The 15,826-nt window shown below is 67.4% G+C and carries 17 protein-coding genes and 1 other RNA gene; 10 read left to right on the forward strand and 8 right to left on the reverse strand.

Annotated elements, in window-relative coordinates:
• Positions 1-9 precede the first annotated feature (9 nt).
• The 10 genes from FHX50_RS01290 to ssrA all read left to right on the forward strand — a co-directional run bounded on the left by FHX50_RS01290 (position 10) and on the right by ssrA (position 7,538).
• Positions 10-225 (forward strand): hypothetical protein, encoded by a 216-nt coding sequence (locus tag FHX50_RS01290; protein ID WP_183375415.1) that lies wholly within the window; start codon positions 10-12, stop codon positions 223-225.
• 5 nt (positions 226-230) lie between these two features.
• The gene (locus tag FHX50_RS01295) at positions 231-656 is read left to right on the forward strand and encodes a pilus assembly protein (protein ID WP_221187074.1); all 426 of its coding nucleotides are present in this window, start codon (positions 231-233) and stop codon (positions 654-656) included.
• Positions 653-1,120 carry a hypothetical protein gene (locus FHX50_RS01300; protein WP_183373730.1) on the forward strand — a complete coding sequence of 156 codons (468 nt, stop codon included), beginning with the start codon at positions 653-655 and terminating at the stop codon, positions 1,118-1,120. The genes FHX50_RS01295 and FHX50_RS01300 overlap by 4 nt, the downstream gene beginning before the upstream one ends.
• A gap of 14 nt (positions 1,121-1,134) precedes the next feature.
• Positions 1,135-1,635, forward strand: coding sequence for a pilus assembly protein TadG-related protein (locus tag FHX50_RS01305; protein WP_259923363.1), 501 nt, complete (start codon positions 1,135-1,137; stop codon positions 1,633-1,635).
• A gap of 95 nt (positions 1,636-1,730) precedes the next feature.
• Positions 1,731-2,852, forward strand: coding sequence for a peptide chain release factor 2 (gene prfB / locus FHX50_RS01310; RefSeq protein WP_221187075.1), 1,122 nt, complete (start codon positions 1,731-1,733; stop codon positions 2,850-2,852).
• 67 nt (positions 2,853-2,919) lie between these two features.
• On the forward strand, positions 2,920-4,059 hold the full coding sequence (gene ftsE / locus FHX50_RS01315; protein WP_183373734.1) for a cell division ATP-binding protein FtsE: 1,140 nt from the start codon (positions 2,920-2,922) through the stop codon (positions 4,057-4,059).
• Complete coding sequence (gene ftsX, locus FHX50_RS01320; protein ID WP_183373736.1) at positions 4,056-4,973, forward strand: permease-like cell division protein FtsX; 918 nt, start codon at positions 4,056-4,058, stop codon at positions 4,971-4,973. The genes ftsE and ftsX overlap by 4 nt, the downstream gene beginning before the upstream one ends.
• A 4-nt stretch (positions 4,974-4,977) precedes the next feature.
• Positions 4,978-6,327: a M23 family metallopeptidase gene (locus FHX50_RS01325; protein ID WP_183373738.1), complete on the forward strand. Its 1,350-nt coding sequence runs from the start codon at positions 4,978-4,980 to the stop codon at positions 6,325-6,327.
• 136 nt (positions 6,328-6,463) lie between these two features.
• Positions 6,464-6,982: an SsrA-binding protein SmpB gene (smpB, locus tag FHX50_RS01330; RefSeq protein WP_183373740.1), complete on the forward strand. Its 519-nt coding sequence runs from the start codon at positions 6,464-6,466 to the stop codon at positions 6,980-6,982.
• A gap of 183 nt (positions 6,983-7,165) precedes the next feature.
• Positions 7,166-7,538: a transfer-messenger RNA gene (gene ssrA / locus FHX50_RS01335) on the forward strand.
• On the opposite strand, the gene FHX50_RS01340 is transcribed toward ssrA, so the two are convergent.
• The 8 genes from FHX50_RS01340 to cmtR form a co-directional block, all read right to left on the reverse strand.
• A complete protein-coding gene (locus FHX50_RS01340) occupies positions 7,502-9,082 on the reverse strand; it encodes a recombinase family protein (RefSeq protein WP_183373742.1) in 1,581 nt (526 codons plus the stop codon). The two genes, ssrA and FHX50_RS01340, sit on opposite strands and share 37 nt — an antisense overlap.
• On the reverse strand, positions 9,079-9,672 hold the full coding sequence (locus FHX50_RS01345) for a recombinase family protein (protein ID WP_183373744.1): 594 nt from the start codon (positions 9,670-9,672) through the stop codon (positions 9,079-9,081). The genes FHX50_RS01340 and FHX50_RS01345 overlap by 4 nt, the downstream gene beginning before the upstream one ends.
• Positions 9,673-9,786: 114 nt before the next feature.
• Positions 9,787-10,605, reverse strand: a complete 819-nt coding sequence (locus FHX50_RS01350) for an AAA family ATPase (protein ID WP_037161208.1) — start codon at positions 10,603-10,605, stop codon at positions 9,787-9,789.
• Positions 10,602-11,999, reverse strand: a complete 1,398-nt coding sequence (locus FHX50_RS01355; protein WP_135039699.1) for a Mu transposase C-terminal domain-containing protein — start codon at positions 11,997-11,999, stop codon at positions 10,602-10,604. The genes FHX50_RS01350 and FHX50_RS01355 overlap by 4 nt, the downstream gene beginning before the upstream one ends.
• Positions 12,000-12,006: 7 nt before the next feature.
• A complete protein-coding gene (locus tag FHX50_RS01360; protein WP_010534181.1) occupies positions 12,007-12,603 on the reverse strand; it encodes a recombinase family protein in 597 nt (198 codons plus the stop codon).
• 263 nt (positions 12,604-12,866) lie between these two features.
• Entirely contained in the window at positions 12,867-13,472 is a 606-nt protein-coding gene (locus FHX50_RS01365; protein ID WP_068398372.1) for a cadmium resistance transporter, read from the reverse strand.
• A gap of 66 nt (positions 13,473-13,538) precedes the next feature.
• Positions 13,539-15,443, reverse strand: coding sequence for a heavy metal translocating P-type ATPase (locus FHX50_RS01370; RefSeq protein ID WP_183373746.1), 1,905 nt, complete (start codon positions 15,441-15,443; stop codon positions 13,539-13,541).
• Positions 15,440-15,799: a Cd(II)/Pb(II)-sensing metalloregulatory transcriptional regulator CmtR gene (gene cmtR / locus FHX50_RS01375; RefSeq protein WP_060774483.1), complete on the reverse strand. Its 360-nt coding sequence runs from the start codon at positions 15,797-15,799 to the stop codon at positions 15,440-15,442. Before cmtR ends, FHX50_RS01370 begins: the two co-directional genes overlap by 4 nt.
• Between the last annotated feature and the right edge of the window lie 27 nt (positions 15,800-15,826).

A 15,826-nucleotide genomic window follows, 5' to 3' on the forward strand; every position in this document is an offset into this window, starting at 1 on the left:
GTCAATCCCATGAAGGACACCCGCATCACTGCTCAGACCCGCCGACCGGAGCGTCTGCGGCGCCTCGCCGGTCGCGTCGCAGAAGCGCTGCGCAGCGACCGTGGTGACGTGCCCGGCTGGGTCCTCATCACTCTTATGACCGCAGGCATTGTTGTTGCCCTATGGGCAGTTGCGAGTGACGCCCTGATCGGGCTGTTCAACCAGGCGATCGCCCAGTTCGGCTGATCCTCATGCCCCGCCCTCTGCTGCGACCGCTGCCACGGTTCTCTGCGCGGCTGCCCTCCCGCCTGCGGGAGGAGCGCGGCAGCATCATCGCCGAGTTTCCGCTGGTGATGGTGCTGGTCGTGGGCCTGGCCCTGACGCTGACGCAGCTGGCCCTGTTCGTCTACGTCCGCAATGGTCTGATCGATGCAGCGGTCCAGGGCGCCCACCACGCAAGCCTGTACGGCAACGGCGTGGAGGACGGCACGAACCGCACCTATGCGATCGCTGATCGACGCTTCCATTCCCTGGTCGACCCCGAAGTCAGCGCTGACCGCACGGCCGATGGGATGATCACGGTTCGGGTCCGGGCGGACCTGCCGCTCGTGGGCTTCATCGGGCCGCGCGGGGGACTGGTCGTGGAGGGTCACGCGGTGGACGAGGACTCGCTGTGAAGCGGGCGGTGCGCGCGGCAGCGCCCATCGGCCGACGACTGCGCAGCGAGCGAGGATCTGCAGCCGTTGAGTTCATCGGTACGGCCGTCATTCTCCTGATCCCGCTGGCCTATCTGATCCTGTGGCTCGGGGCGATGCAGAACGCATCGTTCGCGGCCACAAGCACGGCGGTCCACACCACCCGGTCCATCACCGGGCACGAAGATCCTGAAGCTGCAGATCGCGCAGTGGCGCTGATCGTTCAGTCGGCCCGTGAGGACTACGGGGTCGAGCTCACGCGGGATGCCGTCTCGGTCGACTGTTCGTCCCCGCGGTGCTCCGCCCCGGGAACGACCGTGACCACGCGGGTTGAGATCCCCGTACCGTTGCCCGGACTCGGTCACCTCGGACTGAACGGCGGGCCGGTCACGGTCTCCGCTGAGCATTCCCTCGTTGTCGATGAGCACAGGGAGGACCGCGGATGACCCGGCCCAGTCGGATGATCCGGCCCCGCTGGACGTCACGAACACGTCTGGTCGCCGCGCTCCGGGAAGAACGGGGGAATACGTCGGTCCTCACGATCGGGGTGATGGTCATCGTCCTGATGGTCATTGCGTTCGGTGCCGCGATCACAGGCGTGGAGCTGGACCGCAATCGGGTGCAGGCCATGGCTGACGGTGCTGCGCTGTCGGCGGCCGCGGCTGTGGATGAGGATGCGGTGGAGGCATTCAACGCGGGCTATCGCGCTCCGGGGCAGACCAGGTCGAAGCTGATCTCGCAGGACAGTGCGGAGCAGGCCGTGGAGGACTACTTGGCGTCCTATCCGGCCGGTGGCGGGAGTCTCGGCAGAGTCGAGGTGGAGTCGGTTGAGGTGCATCCCAGCGGTGACGTCACGGTGCGTATGGTCGCCGAGACCTACCCGCCGCTGGTGGGGTGGATCTCGCGCGGCCTCGATGCGCCGGTGACTCTGCGCGTGGAGTCCGAAGCGCATTCGTTCTGACCTGGTCGCCCTGCCGCGGTGTTGGCTGACCGGGTGGGGGAGTGCGTCCAGACTCACCGTCCCCTTCGCTGACCGATGGGACTGCCTGATCTAGGATGGAAATCGTGAGTGTTGACTTTTCTGCCGAAATCCCTGCCCTGCGCGCCACGCTGACCTCGATCGAGAAGGTCACCGATATGGACGCGCTGAAGAAGCGGATCGCGGTCCTCGAGGAGCAGGCCGCAGCGCCTGACCTGTGGGATGACCCCGAGTCCGCCCAGAAGGTGACGTCGCAGATGTCGCACGCGCAGGCCGAGTTCCGCCGCATCAACGACCTCGAGTCCCGCATCGACGACCTCGAGATCATGGTGGAGCTCGCCGAGGAGGAGAACGACTCGGACGCACGCCACGAGGCGGAGAAGGAGCTCGCCTCCATCCGCAAGACCCTTGAAGAGCTCGAAGTGCGCACCCTCCTCTCCGGTGAGTACGACGAGCGCTCCGCCGTCATCACCATCCGCGCCGGCGCCGGTGGTGTGGACGCCGCTGACTTCGCGGAGATCCTCATGCGCATGTACCTGCGCTGGGCAGAGCACCGCGGCTACCCCACCAAGGTGATGGACACGTCCTACGCCGAAGAGGCAGGGCTGAAGTCCGTGACCTTCGAAGTTGACGCCCCGTACGCCTACGGCACCCTGTCGGTGGAGGGCGGCACGCACCGCCTGGTGCGCATCTCTCCGTTCGACAACCAGGGCCGCCGCCAGACCTCCTTCGCCGCGGTCGAGGTGATCCCGCTGATCGAGTCCACCGACTCCATCGAGATCCCCGAGAACGAGCTGAAGGTGGACGTGTTCCGCTCCTCCGGACCCGGTGGGCAGAGCGTCAACACCACGGACTCCGCAGTCCGCATGACGCACATCCCCACCGGCATCGTGGTGTCGATGCAGGATGAGAAGTCGCAGATCCAGAACCGTGCGGCCGCCCTGCGCGTCATGCAGTCGCGTCTGCTGCTGGTGAAGAAGCAGGAGGAGGACGCCAAGCGCAAGGAGCTCGCCGGCGATGTGAAGGCGAGCTGGGGCGACCAGATGCGCTCCTACGTGCTGAACCCGTACCAGATGGTGAAGGACCTGCGCACCGAGTACTCCGAGGGCAACCCGCAGTCAGTGTTCGACGGCGAGATCGACGGCTTCCTCGAAGCCGGCATCCGCTGGCGAGTCGGCCAGGGCACCAGCGAGGACTGACCGGGCCCAGCCCCGGTGGACCCGTGACCCGACCCACTGACACCTCCGCAGCGACAGAAGGACACGCGTGATCCGCTTCGACGACGTCACCAAGGCGTACCAGAGAACCGCAGAGCCCGCGCTCGATCGACTCACCATCGAGTTCGAGCGCGGCGAGTTCGCATTCCTGGTGGGCGCCTCCGGCTCCGGCAAGTCCACCATGATGCGCCTCATCCTGAAGGAGACGACCCCGTCCTCCGGCAGCATCTTCGTGGCCGGCAAGGACCTGTCGAGGATCCCGTCGTGGAAGGTGCCGAAGCTGCGCCGCGACATCGGCATGGTGTTCCAGGACTTTCGCCTGCTGCCCACGAAGACCGCGTACCAGAACATCGAGTTCGCGCTGCACGTGATCGGCACGCCCCGCTCCGCGTCCCGCCGTCTCGTGCCGGAGATGCTGGAGATGGTGGGCCTGGAGGACAAGGGCCACCGCATGCCGCATGAGCTCTCCGGTGGTGAGCAGCAGCGCGTCGCCATCGCCCGCGCCTACGTGAACCGCCCCCGCATCCTGCTGGCCGATGAGCCCACCGGCAACCTCGACCCGCAGACCGCCGAAGGCATCATGGAGCTGCTCACCGAGATCAACGACAACGGCACCACCGTGCTGATGGCCACGCACGACCGCTCCGCGGTGGACCGCATGAAGCGCCGCGTGGTGGAGCTCGTCGGGGGAGTCGTGGTCCGCGATGAGGTCGGCGGCGGCTACACCTCGAGCATGCCGCTCAACGAGCTCGGCGAACCCGTCGGCACGCAGGCAGACCGTGACCGCGCCGCCACCGCGGCCGCTCGCGAAACCGCCGCACGGGAAGCCCTCGGCCGCGACGCCGACCAGGACACCCCCACCGAGAGCATGTCCGAGCCCGCCCGCACCGCAGGTTCCGGCGCGGCGGAGGAGGCCGACGGGTCCCGCCCCGTCACCCAGACCCGCGCCGACGAGTCGGGGCACCCGGACGATCCGTTGCTGACCCGCGATGAGGACGACGCGCCCGTCGGCCCCGATCTGCGCGACGGCGGGCCGACGGGATCCACAGCAGCGCCCGCCCCCAACCTCGAGGACTACTTCCCCGAGGAGGAGAAGATCGGCGACGTCGACACCGCGTTCGATGACGACGGCTACGGCGAAGCCGGCTTCGACGAGCCCGTCCACAGCAGCGAGGAGGGCGCCCGATGAGAGCACGCTACGTCCTCTCCGAGAGCTTCATCGGACTGTGGCGGAACATCGCAATGGTCATCTCCGTGATCATCGTGACCGCCGTGTCCCTGTCCTTCGTGGGCGCCGGCATCGCCATGCAGAAGCAGATCATGGAGATGCGCCAGACCCTGGTGCAGAACTCCCAGATCACCATCTACATGTGCTCCCCGCACTCCACCACCGCCTCCTGCTCCGGCGGCGCCGCCACCGACGCGCAGCTGAAGGAGACCCGTGACGCCCTCAGCGGCGACGTCCTCTCCCCGTACATCGCCAGCGTGAAGGAGCGCAGCCCCAAGGAAGCGCTCGCGATCTACCAGGAGCAGTTCAGCGGTGAAGCGTTCGCGCAGGACTTCACCGAGAAGGACATGCCGGTGAGCTTCCACATCACCCTGAAGGACTCCCAGCGCTCCCAGGCGGTCGTGGACTTCTTCCAGGGCAGGACCGGCGTGGACGAAGTGTCCGACCTCCTCGCGGTGTACGAACCGTTCATCAACGCCCTCAACCAGTCCACCCTGCTCGCGGTCGGCCTGGCGGTCATCATGCTGATCGCCGCCGTGCTGCTGATCGCCACCACGATCCGCATGTCCGTGGTGAACCGTCGCCGCGAGATCGCAATCATGCGCCTGGTGGGTGCCTCCAACCTGTTCATCCGCCTGCCGTTCCTGCTCGAGGGCGCGGTCGCCGCCATCATCGGCGGCATCCTCGCCAGCGGCATCCTTGCGCTCGGCTTCAACTTCCTGGTCGACGGGTGGCTGCGCTCCACCCTCGGCGACTCCATCGTGCAGATCGGCAGCGGCGACATCATCTGGATCGCGCCCATCCTGATCCTGCTCGGCGCACTCATGGCCATCGGGTCCTCCGTGGTCTCGCTCAACCGCTACCTGAAGGTGTGATCGCATGACCGGTCTGCCGTCCCGTCGAACCCTGCTCCGCTCCGTCACCGGTTCCGCCCTCGTGTGCGGACTGGGCACGGTGCTGCTGTCCACCTCGCCCGTCTCCTACGCCGACAACGGCAAGAAGGACAAGCAGCGGGAGAAGGAGAGCGTCGACTCCGAACTCGCCCGCATGCGCCAAGACCTCGACGGCGTGGATCAGCAGCTCGCCGACACCTATCTCGAACTCGCGCAGACGGAGCTGCAGATCCCCGAGGCGCAGTCCCGCCTGGACGACGCCCGGACCGCCCTCGCGCAGGCGCAGAAGGAGGACGACGCGCTCGCCTCGCGCCTCGCCGCCGCGCAGAAGGAGGAGAAGGAGCTGCAGAAGAAGGTCGCCTCCGGCAAGGAGGAGATCGCCGCCGGAGACGCCGAAATGGCCGAACTGTCCCTGGACGCCTACAAGGGCTCGGGGATGCCGAGCGCCGCGTCCGTGTTCGTGGGCTCCGGTGATCCGCAGAACACCGTCGACCGTTCCATGAACTACAAGCTGACCCTGCAGTCGCAGGGCCGCGAACTGGTCGGCAAGCGCACCGACCAGGCCCAGAACGTCAATGCCGCTGACCGCCTCAGTGCTGTCCGCACCGAGATCGCGGATCTGAAGAAGAAGTCCGCCGCCGCGGTCAAGGCGCGCAAGAAGGCGGAGTCCGATGCCGCCAGCGCCAAGAAGGGACTGGACGAGCTCTACTCCCAGCAGAAGAAGCAGAAGCAGACTCTGGAGACGGAGAAGACCCGCTTCAAGAAGCGCGAGCGGGAGCTGAACAAGCAGTCCGCGCAGCTGAATGCGGAGCTGGAGCGCCTGGAGAAGAAGGAGCGTGAGGAGCAGCTCGCCGCTGCTCGCCGTGAGGCTTCGCGCCGCCGCGGCGCGGGGGAGAAGGACACCCTGTCCTCCACCTACACGGACACCGTCACCACCAGCGGACAGTTCATGAAGCCGTCCGACGGCGTCATGACCTCGAAGTTCGGCTACCGCGTCCACCCGATCTTCCACACCCGCAAGCTGCACGCCGGCCAGGACTGGGGCCTCCCGAGCGGCAGCCCCGTGCGCGCCATGGCCGACGGCAAGGTGCTGCGCACCGGCTTCAGCGGCGGTGGCGGCAACGTGCTGGAGATCAGCCACGGCCTGTACAACGGGCAGCTGCTCGTGACTCGCTACCTGCACTTGTCAGCCTTCCGCGTCTCCCCAGGACAGACTGTCAAGAAGGGCCAGCTGGTGGCGCTGTCCGGCAACACCGGCAACTCCACCGGCCCGCACCTGCACTTCGAAACCCGTCTCGACGGCACCCCCGTGGACCCCCTCAGGTTCATCGGCTGATCCCGTCGGCTGCGCCGCCGGCACGCAGGCTGGGTTGAGCCGGACGCGAAAATCCTTCGCACCACCGCTGCGGTGCGTGCAACAATGTGGGGCCCGCATCCGTCGGGCCCCATCGTTTCGAACAGGAGTGAGCATCGTGAGCACGAAGGCCTCGAAGTCCGGCAAGCGCCCTGGAGGCGACGCCCCCGAGCGCAAGAAGGTGCTGATCTCCTCCAACAAGCGGGCCCTGCACGACTACCACATCGATGCGACGTGGGAAGCGGGCATCGTCCTGACCGGCACCGAAGTGAAGTCCCTGCGCGACCGCGGAGCCTCCCTGGTCGACGGGTTCTGCTACATCGATGGCGGCGAGATGTGGATGGAGCACGTCCACATCGCCCCGTACGTGAAGGGCACGTGGACCAACCACGCAGCGCGCCGCAAGCGCAAACTGCTCATGCACAAGTCGGAGATCCTCAAGCTCATGGGCAAGACCCGCGAGAAGGGGCACACGATCGTTCCCCTGGAGCTGTACTTCCTCGGCTCGCACGCCAAGGTGAAGGTGGCGCTGGCGCGCGGCAAGAAGGAATGGGACAAGCGGCAGACCCTGCGGGAGAAGCAGGACAACCGCGAAGCGCAGCGCGCGATGCGTCATCGGGAGAAGCTCGGCGGCTGAGATATCGGCGCTGCCGCCACCGGAAACCGCGGCGGGAGGCCGACGGGCGCCGCAGTTCGCCTGTGGCGAATAATGCCTGGCCGGTCCTCCCGGCTGGTGGTAGGCTGGTTCTCCACGGACGAGGAGTCCGCGGCTTGTTTGACAAGTTCATAGGGTGTGCGATCCATACCGCATTCCTTGCACGGGGCCGATCGGTTTCGACGGTAGATGTCCAGCGAGGGGAAGCGGGCCGAGGAGCCACAGTCATCTCGTTAACGATCTGTGGAAACCAATAAGTGCCGAACCTAAGCGCACTGACTTCGCTCTCGCTGCCTGATCAGCGAGTAGCAGTCTGGACCGTCAGGAGCTGCTCGCGACCTGGCCTGTCCATCATTGAGCGAGCCACTGCTTCCCGTGCTTGTCATCGGCACGGGGTGAACACTTCAGAATGACTGAGTTCGTCGGCGACATGTCTGTGTGAGCGCCGGAACTGAGAAAACGCCTTTCGCAGACTGCGCCCGGAGAAGCCCTGGCTTCGCACTATCGGACGCGGGTTCGATTCCCGCCGGCTCCACCTCGGGGGGAAGTGTTGAACTCTACGTTCAGCACTTCCCCCGTTTCCTTCATCTCGTCCAGATCGGCGCGGGTGAACTCTGCGCCGTGGTCGAAGAACCACGACGCGATGGTCAGCGTCGTCGCGCCGACGAAGATCTTGTCGATGAAGTACTCGAACAGCAGTTCCCTGGTCTCGCGGGTGTCCATCGTCGCGTGGGCGAAGCGCTGGTAGAACGCCCCGATCGACGCCTCGTCCTCGAACAGCGTGGCCTTGACGTGTTCGGCCTGGATCGCGGAGTCCAGCTCCTTCTTCTGCTCCTCCAGCGCCGCCATCGCCTGGGCCGTGGACTCGTTGAAGATCCCTGCCGAGATCGCCTTCACGAAGTTGGCCAGCTTGCCCTCAACGTCGCGTCTACGGGCCTCCAGGGCCTCCAGGACGTCCCTGCCGCGCTCGTGGGTCTCCCGGTAGTGGTGAGCCATGTCGACCGCCAGAGAGGCCAGCATCTCGGTGTCGTCGAGGAAGGACTCGACGACCTCGACCACGCGCTGCTCGATGTCGTCCTTGCGCACCGCCTTGGCCGCACACTTTTTCTTGCGCTGGTTCAGGCAGTTGTAGTACCGGTACTTCCGGCCAGTCTTCGACGTGCCCGAGACACCTTCCATCGACGCGCCGCACCGTTCGCAGAACAGTCGGCCCGTCAGCCAGTAGTCAGGTGCCTCGTCGCCCATCGAGGCCAGCTCGGCCTTCGTCTTCGCGCCGCGGCGCTTGTTTACCGCGAACATCTTCTGGACCTGCTCGAACATCTCGTCGTCGACGATCTGCGGCATCCCGCCTGGGACCACGTGCCCGGCGTAGGGGTACTCGCCGATGTAGGCCCGGTTCTTCAGCATCTTGTTCAGCGTCTTGGGGGAGAACGTGAACCCGTTGGTCGTGCGGACGCCGGCAGCGTTCACCTCGTCGCAGATGCGCTGCATCGACTTGCCGGCGGCATAGTCGGCGAACATCTGCTCGACCACCGGGGCGTTCTGCGGGTCCAGCTCGTAGCGCTTGTCAGCGCCGATGGCGAAGCCGAAGATCTTCCTGCCGTTGGCCAAGGCCTTCTCGGCGTTGAAGTGGACCCCGCGGCGGATGTTCGCCGAGAGCTGCCTGGAGTAGTACTCGGCAAAGGCATCGCTGAGCCCCTCGACCAAGATCGAGTCGGGGTCATCGGTGGGGGAGAAGCCTTCGATGTAGTGCAGCTTGGCGCCGGCCATGCGGATCGCGTTCTTGACCTTCAGCAGGTCCATCCGGTCGCGGCCCAGGCGGTCGTTCTTCCAGACCGCCACGTAGGAAGGACGGATGCTCGGCAGCTCGCGCAGCATCAGCTGGAACTCGGGTCGTTCAGTGTTGGTGCCGGTCTTGGCCGCGTCGGCATACTCCCGGACTACTTGGAGCCCCTGAGCCTTGGCCCAGCGGTGGACCAGCTCACGCTGCTGCTCGATGCTGGCCTCGTTCTGCGAGGACGAGGAGTACCTGTAGTAGCCGACGACCAGGTCGTTGTCGTTGAACTCCGGCTTGCCCCTCATGACGCGACGCCTTGCTCCGCGTACCGTCCCTCACCCTTGAGTGCCGCGTACAGCGTCTGTCGGGCCACACCGAGGTCGCGGGCCACCTTCGCCTTCGGGACGCCCTCAGCGACGCGCTGGCGAGCCTCCTGCACCTGTCCAGGGCTCAGCTTCGGCCCCCGGTCGTAGACGCCCTTGCGCTTGGCGATGGCGATGCCCTCGGCCTGCCGCTCGCGGATGACCCGACGCTCCATCTGGGCGATGCCCGCCAGCACCGTGAGCATGAACTCCCCATGCGCGGTCTCGGTGCTCAGCTCCGGGTTGTCGACGAACTCCACCGCCACCCCCTTGTCTCGCAGCTGCTGCACCAGGGTCAGCAGGTCGGTCGTCGAGCGAGCCAGCCGGTCCGGCGACTTGACCCGCACGGTGTCGCCCTCGCGGACGTAGGCGAGCAGCTCCGTCAGCTGCTCCCGGTCGGCCACGCTCCTGCCCGAGACCTTCTCCTCGAACAGCCGGTCGACCTCGCCGAGTGCCTCGACCTGCCGCGCTGTGTTCTGGTCAGCGGCGCTCACGCGCACGTATCCGACCACTTGACTCCTGTGTCCGACCATGTCTAGACCGCCTCTCCACTCCTGTCCAATACTACGCTAACCAATGCTGTTGGACGCGGGATTTGTGACTTCGTCTGCTGAATGGCGGGGTTCTTCGGTCGCTTCGTGGCGGGGTCAGGTGACACCGATGACCAGGGTGCTCTGTGCGGCTTCGATGACGTCGTTGGTGATGGTGTCGAGTTCGTTGATCTTCAGGACCCGCTGGATCTGGGGGAAGAGGCGTTCGAGGAGCCGGAAGTTGCCGCGGGTGATCCGTGCGATGGCTGCGATGGCTTGGGCGTCGGTGAAGTCGTCGGGGTCGAGGGTCTTGCCGAGGGATCGCCAGTGTCGCTCGAGGACGAACAGCAGTTCGTCTTGTCCCAGGGGCCGGTACTGGTGGGCGAAGCCGACTCGGCTGTAAAACTGGGGGTAGTGGCTGAACTGCTTCTCCAGGCCGGGCATGCCGATCAGGATCAGGGCGATGTCGTCGCGGTCGTAGCGATCGCGCAGCAGTTCCAGAGCGGCGGGACGCAGTCGTTCGGCCTCGTCGACGATGATCAGCTCCACGTAGTTCCTGCCGTGTCGCCATCCCCAGGCCTCGGGAGTGGCCGTGCCGGGAGGTACGAGGTGCTGCTCGATGCACATGTTGGTGCGGGTGATGGCTTGGGTCAGCTCGTCCTTCAGGGTCCGCGGGGTGGTCAGCACGCTGGGGGTGTAGAGCACGGTGCGGCTCCGGTTCAAGGCGGCGTAGATCTTGGCGTCGTTGTCGGAGCGCGGCCCCCAGTAGGTCAGCAGGTCATGAGCCTTCTCGTAGTGTGCGTAGCGGCGCGCGGAGAGTGTCTTTCCTACGCCGGCTGATCCGAAGCACAAACCGATGGTGTGCCCGCGGCGCACGGCGTCGGCGAACTCGGTGAAGCGGCGGTGCTCCTTGGTGACGATGAAGCGCTGGCTCACCTGAGGTCCTCCTTGTAGATCTTCAACGCCGACCTCGGCGCCGGAGCCGGTGCTTCGGTGATCCGTGGCGTCTCGGTAGGTGCGGCCACGAGGGCGATGCGTTCGTTGATGCTGGCTCGCAGCGCTCGGCGGCGGGCGTTGCGCGCGGCCTGGATCTCCTTGAGGCTGACCTTTTGATCGTGGTGCTCTTGGTTGACGGCCTTACAGACGAATTCGTCGTGATCGAAGACGCGGATCTCGGTGATGTCGCGGGGGTCGTAGCGGATCACGACCGAGCGTCCGACGTAGCCGGCCAGAGTTGGCGAGACGTAGCGCAGGCCCTGGAAGCGGATGCCATCGCGGCGCACGACGCGGGTCTTGGCGACGGTCAACAGCAGTCTGTCGAGGTCTTCCAGGCTGTCGGGCATTCGGGGCAGCCAGCCGTCCGCGATCCACGCGCTGCGCGGGGAGGTTCCGAGCTCGCTGTGCGTGCGGTCGTTGTAGGTGGCCACGAACGCCTCCAGGGCGCTATCGAGGTCGGCCAGGGACAGTTTCGGTGTCGGCCAGGGGTCCCCTTCGGTGATGTGTCCGGGCAGGGTGGCGAGTAGCTCGGTGTTGATGGTCCCGAAGAACCGCTCGATCTTGCCCCGTCCCTGGGGTCGGGCGACGGTGGAGTGGATCAGTCGGATATGGAGGTCGACGGCGGTGTGGGCGAGCTGGTCACTGGTGAAGTCGCTGCCGTGGTCGACGTAGAGCACGTCGGGCAAGCCGCACATCGGCCAGGCCGGGTCGGTCTTGTGCCAGATCGCTTGGCGCAGCGCCAGGGCGGTGTTCATCGCCGACGGTGCGCCCAGGAAGACTGTGTAGCCGCAGACCGCCCGGGAGCAGTCGTCGAGGATCGTTGTCAGCCATGGCCGTGCGGGCTTGCCGTCGGTGCCCACCACCAGGATGTCGAGCATGGTGTGATCGGATTGCCACATCGCGTTGGGCAGCTCTGCTTGCCGGCGTAGCACCAGCTCGTGCTTGTCGCGGTAGGACGCTGCGCCCTCCAGGGCGAGGGTGACCATGCCGGGATCCAGGGTCCGCACGATGTCCCACACCACCGAGTAGGAGGGGACCGGCCATCTCCGGGTGGCGCAGATGCCGGTGACTTTGCGATGGATCGTGGCGATGGCCGGCCGCGGCTTGCTCAGTGCCAGGCCCTCGATCAGGTCGACGAGGTCGGGCGGAAGGCGGCGGGTCCCGGTGTCCGCCCGTGAGGCTGTCTCCAGTCCGGCGTAGCCGTCGGCGCGGTAGCGGGCGTGCCAGCGCTCCAGGGTCCGCAGCCCTACATCGGTCTCGCGAGCTAAGCGCGCGAGGGGCACCTGGTCCTCGACGTGGAGCCTGAGGATTCGCCACCGCGCTCGAGCGTCCACGACGCACCTACTGCAAGGCGTTCTCGCGCCCGCGCTCGGCGCGCTGAAGGGCGCGGTAGACCGTGGAGCGGCCCACGCTGAACAGCTCGGCCAGCTCGCCCACGGTGTGCTCGTCGGCGGCATGTAGCTGGACGAGGTGAGCTTCTTGCCGGGGGGTGAGTTTCGGTGACTTCCCGCGCAGCCGGCCCTTGGCCTTGGCGACCTTCATCCCCTCGCGGGTGCGGGCACGGATGAGGTCGGCTTCGAACTCGGCGACCATCGCCAGCACGTTGAACAACAGTTTCCCCATCGGGTCGGTCGGGTCGTACACCGATCCGGCGATGCTCAGCTTCACTTCCCGCGCCGCGAGGTCGTCGGCGATCTGGTGGGCATCACGGACTGAACGCGCCAGCCGATCGAGCTTGGTGACCACGAACGTATCGCCGTCCCGACAGGCAGCCAGCGCCTGCCGCAGGCCCTCACGGTCGGCGTTGCGGCCCGTGAGCCCGTGATCGACGTAGATGCGCTTGGGATCGACGCCGAACGCCGCGAGTCCGTCACGCTGCGCGGTCAGGTCCTGCTCGTCGGTGGAGACTCGGGCATAGCCGACCTTCAAGGGGGACATGCTCCCCAGTGTGTCATATAGCCTCCCTTCACCGGACAGTTCACCGGACGGGTCTTACGGGACAGCCCGCCAGGCGTGCCGTCGTTCCTCTCGATAAGTAGCGGTGGTGTCCGGTGAGGGTTCCACTTACGGGACGGTCAATGCTCATGCCGCAGACCTCCCCCTCCCGCCGCAGAAGAGGTAACAGCGTTTGCTCCCGAGGACCGCGACGTTCTGTCAGTCGTCGTTGAATTTCCAGTGATGTCGGGCGCCGCGGGCGTGAGCTACAAGCCGAAGGCGCCGCCCTCGAGGAGGATGACGATGCCGAGGCCGATGAGGACCAGCGGGAAGAGGATGTGTTCCCAGCGTTCGAGGATCTCGGCGATGGGCCGGCGGGTGGCGACGTACTTGGCTGCGAGGACGAGGAGGCCGACCAGGGCGAGGAAGACGAGGCAGTAGGCGATGATCGCGGTGGTGGACGCGGTGGCGAAGACGGGGACGTAGACCCCGATGTTGTCTCCGCCGTTGGCGAACGTCACGGCGGCCACGGTCAGGACTCCGACCTGCTTGTCGGCGACCTTGGCCTCGTCATCGTCGTCGTCACCGCGGTTGCGCCACGCTCGCCATGCCGCGTAGAGGCCCAGGGCGAGGGGGATGAGCCCGAAGTAGGGCAGGGCGTCCTCGGGCAGGAAGCTGCGGGCCCCGAGGGAGATCACCACGGCGGCGAGCAGGATGCCCCCGAAGCCGAGGTACTGGCCGAGCAGGATCTTGCGGGTGGTGCCCCGCTGGCCGGCGCCGCGGGCGTAGAAGAGGGACAGGACGATGATGTCGTCGATGTTCGTGGCCACGAACAGGCCGATCGCCTGCAGGATCGGGGTGAGCAGTTCCATCGGTGCCTTTCAGGGCGCGCCGGACCGCCGGCGGTGGGTCAGTGGGGCCGCGTTGGTCCGCGGGGGTCAGTGTCCGCGCGTGGGCTGGTGGGTGCGTGCGGCGCGCAGGCCGTTGAGGATGACCAGGACCTCGGCGACTTCGTGGATGAGTACGACGGCGGCCAGGCCCAGGACGCCGGTGATGGCCAGGGGTGGCAGCGCGGCGATGATGAGCAGTGACAGGACGATGTTCTGGTTGACGATGCGCCGTCCGCGTCGGGCGTGGGCGATGGCCTGGGGCAGCAGGCGCAGGTCCTGGCCGGTGAAGGCGATGTCGGCGGACTCGATCGCGGCGTCGGAGCCTGTGGCTCCCATCGCGATCCCGACGTCGGCCGCGGCCAGGGCGGGGGCGTCGTTGATGCCGTCACCGATCATCGCGGTGGGCCGGCGCACGCTGAGCTCGCCCACGGCGGCGGACTTGCCTTCGGGGCGCAGCTCGGCGCGCACGTCGCTGATGCCGGCCTGGGCCGCGAGGGCGCGGGCGGTGCGCTCGTTGTCTCCGGTCAGCATCGTGACGTCGATGCCCTGGCCCGCCAGGGTCGTGATGACCTCGGGGACCTCGGGACGGAGCTCGTCACGCACCCCGATCGCCCCGGCGACCGCGCCGTCGCGGTGGACGACGACGACCGTCATCCCCTGGGCCTCCAGGTCACGGACCCGGTAGGTGAGGTCGCCGGGGTCGACCCAGCGGGGGCTGCCGACCAGCACTACGGCGCCGTCGACGGTGCCGTGGATTCCGTGGCCGGCTTCCTCGGTGGTGCCCTGGGCGGCGGGGATTGTGGGGGCGGCGTGGGTGATGGCGGTGGCGAGGGGGTGGGTGCTGTGCTGCTCGAGCGCGGCGGCCCAGGCCAGGACCTGTTGCTCGGTGACGTCGGCGGCGGGGACGACGGCGGTGACGGTGGGCTGGTTGCGGGTCAGGGTCCCGGTCTTGTCGAAGGCGACGTGCCCGATGTCCCCGAATCGTTCGAAGATGGCACCGCTCTTGATGATGACGCCGAACTTGCTGGCCGAGCCGACCGCGGAGACCACGGTGATCGGCACCGCGATCGCCAGCGCACACGGGGAGGCGGCCACGAGCACCACCAGGGCGCGGGTGATCCAGGTCTGCGGGTCACCGGCGAGTGAGCCGATGAGCGCGACCAGCACGGCCAGGACCAGGACGCCGGGCACGAGCGGACGGGCGATGCGGTCGGCCAGCCGGGCGCGTTGCCCCTTCTCGGCCTGGGCGCGTTCGACCAGGCTCACGATCGTGGTCAGGGAGTTGTCGGTGCCGGGCGCGGTCGCCTCGACCTGCAGGGCTCCGGCGGCGTTGATCGCCCCGGCAGACACCTCATCACCGGGGCCGACCTCGACGGGGATGGACTCACCGGTGATCGCCGAGGTGTCCACGCTGCTGTGCCCGCTGCGGACGATGCCGTCGGTGGCGATGCGCTCACCGGGCCTGATCAGCGTGACCTGCCCCGCGGCCAGGTCACGGGCCGGGACGCTCGCGCTATGGCCGTCGGTGAGGACGGTGGCGCTCTGGGGCACGAGCTTGAGCAGCGCGCGCAGCCCGGCACGCGCCCGGTCCATCGCCCGGTCCTCCAAGGCCTCGGCGATGGAGTAGAGGAAGGCCAGGGCCGCGGCCTCCTCCACGTGGCCGAGGATGACCGCGCCGGTGGCGCTCATCGTCATGAGGAGCGCGATGCCGAGCTTGCCCGTGGCGAGCTTGCGCAGCGCACCGGGGACGAACGTGGAGGCCCCGAGCAGCAGACCGACCCAGAACAGCACCAGCGCCGCGCTCTGGGCGCCGGACCACTCACAGGCCAGCCCGGCGACGAACGCGACCCCCGAGGCGATGGGGATCAGGACGGCGCGGTCAGCCCACCACGGGGTCTCGTGCTCGTCGTCGGTCTCGAGCTCCTCGACGGGGGTGTGGGTGGTCGCCCTCATGCCACGGTCCCGCTCGGGCAGCAGCCGGGCACCGTGCAGGTGGCATCCACGCACGGGGCGTTCTCATCGACGGCCAGCGTCACCTCGACCAGCGCGGTCATCGCCGCCCCCAGGTGGGGGTCGGCGATCTCGTACCGCGTCTGGCGCCCCTCGGGCTCGGCCACGACGATGCCGCAGTCCCGCAGGCAGGTGAGGTGGTTCGACACGTTCGACCGGGTCAGGCCTAGGTCGCGGGCGAGTACCGCCGGGTAGCTCGGGCCCTCGAGGAGTGTCATGAGGATGCGGGAGCGGGTCGGGTCGGCCATCGCCCGGCCCAGCCGGTTCATCACGTCCAGCCGCGAAGCAATAGTCAGCATGCGCTGACCATACAGAACCTGCTGACC

Source organism: Helcobacillus massiliensis (genome assembly GCF_014191425.1).
GTDB lineage: Bacteria > Actinomycetota > Actinomycetes > Actinomycetales > Dermabacteraceae > Helcobacillus > Helcobacillus massiliensis.